We start from the raw sequence: 4830 nt of genomic DNA, 5'->3' as shown, positions 1-4830 counted from the left end.
GAAACGTCACGCACCTCTCGCGCTCGGCGGCCTTTCTCGCCGCTTCAGGACTTGGCCAGAGCTTGGGGTAGCAGCGAGAGGCATCGGCCAAGTCCATGAGGGCAACGCCGCCTTGGCCGAGCATCATGTCCACCATGCTGGGTGCCAGCTCCTCCCACGTCACCGTTGCATCTATCGGCAACGGGAGGGGGCGGTTGGTCAGGATCAGCACCTCCACTGGATTGGCATTGGTGCGGCTCACCGCTCGACATCGCCCGATGCCCTGAACCAGTTCTCCCTCGCAGATCTGCCAACGGACAGCTTCGGCCATCGCATGCGGATGAACGGATGCCTCCGTGGTCGAGGCGGTACCGTCGATGTGGTTGATTGGGGCATCTTGGCGATCGTAGCGACTGGTCCTTTCCGTGATGGCAGCACCAGTTAGCGTTTCCGCCATCCGTTCCACGACGTCAGGGGAAGGCTCGGTCCGGCCGATCACCACCACCAGCTCGACACCAGCACGGCCGGGCCCAGGTCCCCACTCGTCCCGCCCGGCGATGGCGTTGTGGTGCGCCAGCTCGACGTTGGCTGGTATCGGCCCACAGGTGCGCCAATACTCCTCGACTGCCTTATAGACGATCAACAGTACCCGCCCACGATGTCGGCGTGCCTCGCGCCATACGGCGGCACGAAGCCGCTCGTTGTTCTTCCGCCGGCGCTCGTTCTCAGCCGGGTCCTGACCCTCGTCAGGTACCAGCGCTGACTTTGGCCAGTCGCGCCCGATCAACTGTCGGAAACGGGCATGTGGTGTCCGAGCTTCCACCTTGACCGTTACCTCGATGTTCGGCCAGTAGGGGCGCAGCAGGACAGGATCCAGCAGAGCATCCATGTGTAGCGTCGGACGCTGCCAGTCTTTTCGCACCGCACGCCTTCTTCGGAGGCGCAGCACACGCACCGGCCCGTTTCCCATGTCCACCGTTGCTAGCGATGCCCATCCACTCGCATCAGGGCCGTCCTCGGCTAGCAGACTGGTCAGGGCTTCGAAGAAGTGGGCGAGGCGAAGCACGGTGCGATTTTCAGCTATGCACGCCATCGTAGCCTCACGCCTAAGTGCTGGTGGCATGCCCGGCACTACGTCCGGCTTGACGATGCGAAGAAGAGACAGGGAGCGGCCGTCGCGTCCTGTCTCGGTAGTCAAGCCTGCCTCCAGCAGCAGCGAGCGCGACAGAGGACCGTCCTTCATGGTGGCGAGGATCTCTGTGACCCGTCCGTGGATATAGCGCAGCCGGTCAATGTCGATCGGACCAGTGCCCTTGCCGATCAGCGTCACCATGGGATCCAGCGCCGACAGCGGCAGGTTGATCGGCGGGCCACTTACGCCCTCCAGTCCCTTTGCCCAGGCCGCCTCGTCCACTACCACGGCCGCCAGCTCACCCAGTGCCCCCGGCTTCTCGGTGAACAGCAACTCGTGTGCAAAGAACCAAAGGTCGGCCTGCTGCTTCTTCTGCCGCTGGTAGCCGCAAACTTCGAAGAAAGGACACCGTGGTCCTTCCTGCTTGCTGCCGCACACCTGGGTGTCGACGTTCCCGAGTGCCGCTTGCACCTCCCGCACCGCCTCGAGATCGTGGCACATCGCCTTGCCATCCTGTCCGGGATCGGCAGCTTCGCGACCCCGCCACACCGCCGCGGTCAGCCCAGCACGCTGCGCCTCCGGCATGGTCATGAACCGACGCACCTGCTCATTGGCTAGCGAGTGCATAGGAATGGCGAAGCCGATGTTGCGCGTGTCGCCGCGTCTCCTGGCCAAGGCTAACCATTGGGCAGACTCTCGCAGCGCGGCTTCGCTTTTGCCGATGCCGACGCCAACCTTGATGCCATGCACGATCGGCGGAAGCCCATCCTCGGCGTCGGGGTCGAAGTCGTTCACCTGGGCGAAGAACCCGCGCACGGCTTTTTCCACCTTCAACCGTGCGAGGTCTATCGACAACGCATCATTCGGCACCTGTACGCCGGGTGGCGACAGCGCCGCCTCGATCCGAGCACGGATGCCGTCCGGGCCTTCCTTGCGGATCAGGTCGTTGAAGTCGGACTTGTCGAAGCGACGGCGTCTCCACGGCGTCGCAACGGCTACAGCCCAGCCGTCTCTTCGCCAACGTGCCACGGCTTTGTAGAAGGACTTGGCTGCCGGCGCGTCGCGGGGATCATCGTCGGCGCAGGCCACCAGGCGCCGCAGGGGCGGCGGGTCGATCTTGGTGATGCCACCCAACGCGATCCTGGTTTCCCGACCAGTGGCGGCCCACACGCTCAGGCCAGTCTCAGGACCCTCTGCCAGTAGCAGGGACGAGGTATCGCCAGGCAGGCGCACCGCTGCACCGGCCAGCACACCGAAGGTCCGCTTGTCGAGCTGGCCATCGTCCCGCGGGCGCTTGCGTGCCTCGTCCGTTAGATAGACCAGCTGGACTGCTTGTACGTCACCGGTATCGTCGGTGGCGGCCAGAATCAACGCCTTGTGTGCAGGGTGGAACCGGATCGCGGCGGGCCAACCAGCGGCGGGCCGTGGAATGGCACGTGTATCGGTCAGGTAGTGCTCCGCGAGCGTATCCGTCACCGGCACGCTTTCCGCCCATAGTCGATGGGCATGACCAATGCGGCGAGCTTCCTCGAGTTCCTGCTTCGGTGCTGGTTGGATGCGCTCCCGCTTCGGCCGATGCTGCTGGGATGTCCCGATGAAGCTTCGTGCCCATTCGGCCGTCTCGGCAAAGCTGCCGCCCTGCTCGCGCCGGATCAGCTTTAGAAGGTCGCCACCCTCGCCAGCTTCGTGATCGTACCACAGGCCGCGCTTGGGGCCGCGCAACACCACGTCCAAGGAGCCCTTGGAGCCCCAGCGCCAGCCTGTCGACGTGTGGCCGCTGCGTTGCCCTAGAAGGTGAACGGCCAAGTCCTCGGTACGGTTGATCAAGGCGGCACGCAGCTCGTTCAGATCATCGTCAGGGCCGATCTGGCCGCTCAACGTCCAGGCCCCCGCCTGCCGCACGACACCAGCTGCAGCGGCTCGAGCCGGGGCAACTCGCGCACGACCAGCACCCTCTGGAGCCGTTCCATTGTGAGGAACCATGCCGTGCCGCATCGTCCGCTCTCCAGGGAGCGGCCGCATAAGCCTCGCAGACGGCGCTAGATCGTGGCTATGGCACCGGACGACATGGTCGTTCGATCAACCGATAGAGCATCGCGATTCGTAGCCCATTCTCTTCGAGGTTGGGCTGCGCCATTCCCAAAGCTCAGGCCGCCGCGACCCTGCTGGAGGAGGCCGTGCGGCGGGATCGAGTGGGCTCAGGCTCTGCCTGCACGCCCAGCATTTCTGCGATCCGCGGCAGGTCGGCCACGGCCACCGTCCAAGGACCGCGCGGGCCAGCCTGCTGGGCCGGAATGTCCCCGTTGAGGACCCTGGCGTACACTGAGCGATAGGTCTGGAAAGCCAATGCGGGGGCGTCGGGATAGGCAGCCTTCAGCTCACGCAGCAGGTGCGCAAGCTGGATACGAGAATGATCATGGCTCATCGGAGCTTCCTCTTGGAGGACGGTTTAGGACCACTGCTCAGGGGACCTGCTCCCGATGAACCTTGAGAGGTTTCTCTCTTGCCACTAGCTTCAGGAGTGTTCGTGGTCCTGGCTTCGTGGTCATCGCGAGGCGGGTCAGCGTAGGGCGCCGGTTTCCGTTGCAGCGGGACCGGCGCTTCGCTTTCCAAGGCACCCGTTGCAGCGGGTTCCTCGGAAGGTTGTTCCAGGATCGGAAAGCCCAATGCCCGGAGCGTGTCGTCGAAGGAAGGTTCCGGCAGCTTCAGCCGCCGCCTCTCCGCACGGGTGTGCAGCACCACGTCGGCCAGCTCCAAGACGATTTGGCTTGGTGCGATCGTGAGGCTGAGAACGGGCGCGCGACGAGTGCGCTCTTCTGCTTCCAGCCAGATTTCAGGGGCTGCCTCGAACGTTTCATTGGTGCCGTCTGCGTAGTCGATATGTACCGAGCGCAGGTTGCGAAATACGCGGATAGCTCTGATGCGCTGGAGGACTTCTTCCCGAGTCCGAGGCTCGGAGGCTAGGTTCACATAATGAAAAAGTAAGAGCCCAAGTGGCCAAGCATCCGGATCGTTGTTCCCGTAAACCTCGTTCTGGAGCCGTTGGACGACCAAGCCGGAATCTTCTCTGAAGAAGTCGATCTGCATTGTAGTGGTGCGAGGAAGGTGGAAGAGAGCGCGGGTTGCTTCCGCCACCTGGGTTTGCGGCCCGGCCGCCACGCCGCCTTCGCCTGGCCTTCGCGAGGAGATCGGCAGAATACCTGTTTCCCGCAGAATCCGCGCCCGCACCCGTATGTCCGCACCATCAAAGCCGGTGGCTTCGACGAGGCGGTCAACGAGCTGGGCGACGTTTGCCAAGATAACGGCTCCTCTTCGACCACGACAACATGGCACATCTCTCCCTCTCATGCAAGAATAACTGCTTCTATTTCAGGTAAAATGCCTGCGAACGCCGCATTTTTATTTGGTATTTTTTTCTTTTTGTATGGCTGGCGGCTACAATACTCTCCAGTACCTACAGCCTTGGCAGATCGGCACGACGGCCTCATATTCAGGATGTGACCCACCCATGGCGTGCCATGGGCCCAGAGGCCGTCAGGCGAAACCCCGGCGGCCTTTGCTTTTCTGTAAGCGTCGTCTAATACCGGCTCATAGAAGTTTTGACTTGAGCAGGTAGGGGTAGGCGGTGAGGCTGGCGAGCCGGCCGGTCTCAGCGAGGAGCCTATTCCAGGCCTGGCAGGTGGCATCGAGCACGGCGCCGTAGTCGCCCAGCACTCGAT

General features: G+C 63.3%; 3 protein-coding genes. All 3 read right to left on the bottom strand.

Going from position 1 to position 4830, the window contains the following annotated elements; translation table 11 throughout:
- Positions 1 to 2989 (bottom strand): DUF7146 domain-containing protein (locus VHL31_RS18315; RefSeq protein WP_329662687.1); only part of this gene is annotated, 2989 nt, incomplete at its 3' end.
- 268 nt (positions 2990 to 3257) lie between these two features.
- Positions 3258 to 3536, bottom strand: a complete 279-nt coding sequence (locus VHL31_RS18310; RefSeq protein ID WP_329662686.1) for a hypothetical protein — start codon at positions 3534 to 3536, stop codon at positions 3258 to 3260.
- Positions 3533 to 4408 (bottom strand): hypothetical protein, encoded by an 876-nt coding sequence (locus VHL31_RS18305; protein ID WP_329662685.1) that lies wholly within the window; start codon positions 4406 to 4408, stop codon positions 3533 to 3535. The genes VHL31_RS18310 and VHL31_RS18305 overlap by 4 nt, the downstream gene beginning before the upstream one ends.
- Positions 4409 to 4830: the final 422 nt, after the last annotated feature.

The organism is Geminicoccus sp., assembly GCF_036263595.1.
GTDB lineage: Bacteria > Pseudomonadota > Alphaproteobacteria > Geminicoccales > Geminicoccaceae > Geminicoccus.
This window is presented reverse-complemented; position numbering and strand designations above follow the sequence as displayed.

Coding starts and splice junctions, on each gene's coding strand:
- VHL31_RS18310 (WP_329662686.1), bottom strand. CDS start 3,536: ATGAGCCATGATCATTCTCGTATCCAGCTTGCGCACCTGCTGCGTGAG.